1 protein-coding gene and 1 pseudogene are annotated in these 1,498 nt (G+C 71.2%); both read right to left on the bottom strand.

Annotation, left to right across the window (positions count from 1 at the left end):
• A pseudogene (locus E4P40_RS27525) lies at window positions 1-225 on the bottom strand (2-oxoacid:ferredoxin oxidoreductase subunit beta); the annotation flags it as partial.
• The coding region (locus tag E4P40_RS27520; protein WP_135161453.1) for a 2-oxoacid:acceptor oxidoreductase subunit alpha at window positions 222-1,498 on the bottom strand (1,277 nt) is incomplete at its 5' end. The pseudogene E4P40_RS27525 and the gene E4P40_RS27520, both read right to left, overlap by 4 nt.

Genomic DNA, 1,498 nt, shown 5'->3' with positions numbered 1-1,498 from the left:
GACGATGACCATGTCCTCGCGGGCGATCCCCAGGCTGGGGAGGAACGACTGGACCGCGTTGAGGATCACGTAGTCCCCGCAGCCGGGGCACCAGCGCACCTCCTGGTCGGTCTTGAAGTCCTTGCCCTTCAGCTGCGTCTGCTTCGGGCCGTGCGCCTCGACCGAGTGCGCGATCGCGTCGGCGATCGGACCTTCGGCGGGCATGCCCAGGTCGGTGGTGGTCATTCCGCGCCTCCGGTGGCGTCGGCGCTCAACGGTGCGCCGTGGGTGGAGTCGATGGCGTCCTGCAGCACGGCCGCCAGCTCAGCGGCCCGGAACGGCAGGCCGCGGACCTGGGTGTGGCTCTCGATGTCGACCAGGTACCGGGCGCGCAGGAGCAGCGCCAGCTGGCCGAGGTTCATCTCGGGGCAGACCACCCGGTCGTAGCCGGCCAGGATGTCGCCCAGGTCGGCAGGCATCGGGTTGATGTGCCGCAGGTGGATCTGGGCGACCGACCGGCCCGAGCGGCGGATCCGCCGGCACGCGGCGCCGATCGGCCCGTAGGTGGAGCCCCAGCCGATCACCGCGACCTTCGCGTCGCCGTCCGGATCGTCGACCTCCGTCGGCGGCAGGCTCGCCGCGATCCCGTCGACCTTGGCCTGCCGGGTGCGGGTCATGAAGTCGTGGTTGGCCGGGTCGTAGGAGATGTTGCCGGTCCTGTCGGCCTTCTCCAGCCCGCCGATGCGGTGCTGCATCCCCGCGGTCCCGGGGATCGCCCACGGGCGGGCCAGCGTCTCCGGGTCACGCAGGTACGGCAGGAACTCGCCGTCCTCACCGTTGGGCTCGGTCGCGAAGTCGACCGCGCCGGTCAGGTCGGGGAGCTCGTCGACGGCCGGGATGGCCCACGGCTCGGCGCCGTTGGCCAGGTAGCCGTCGGAGAGCAGGATGACCGGCGTGCGGTAGGTCAGCGCCATCCGGCAGGCCTCGATGGCGGCGTCGAAGCAGTCACCGGGGGAGCGCGGCGCGATCACCGGCACCGGTGCCTCCCCGTTGCGCCCGAACATGGCCTGCAGCAGGTCCGACTGCTCGGTCTTGGTCGGCAGACCGGTGGAGGGCCCACCGCGCTGCACGTCGACGATGACCAGCGGCAGCTCGGTCATGACGGCGAGGCCGATCGCCTCGGACTTCAGCGAGACCCCCGGGCCGGACGTCGTCGTGATGCCCAGGGCGCCGCCGAACGACGCACCGATGGCCGCACCGATGCCGGCGATCTCGTCCTCGGCCTGGAAGGTCCGCACGTTGAAGGACTTGTGCTTGGACAGCTCGTGGAGGATGTCCGACGCCGGGGTGATGGGGTAGGCGCCGAGGAACACCGGCAGCCCCGAACGCTGACCGGCGGCCACGAGTCCGAGCGACAGTGCCGTGTTGCCGGAGATGTTGCGGTAGCGGCCGGGTGCCATCGGGGCCGGCTTGATCTCGTAGGAGACCGCGAAGGCCTCCGTCGTCTCCCCGTAGTTGT

It is taken from the genome of Blastococcus sp. CT_GayMR20, assembly GCF_004570345.1.
This window is presented reverse-complemented; position numbering and strand designations above follow the sequence as displayed.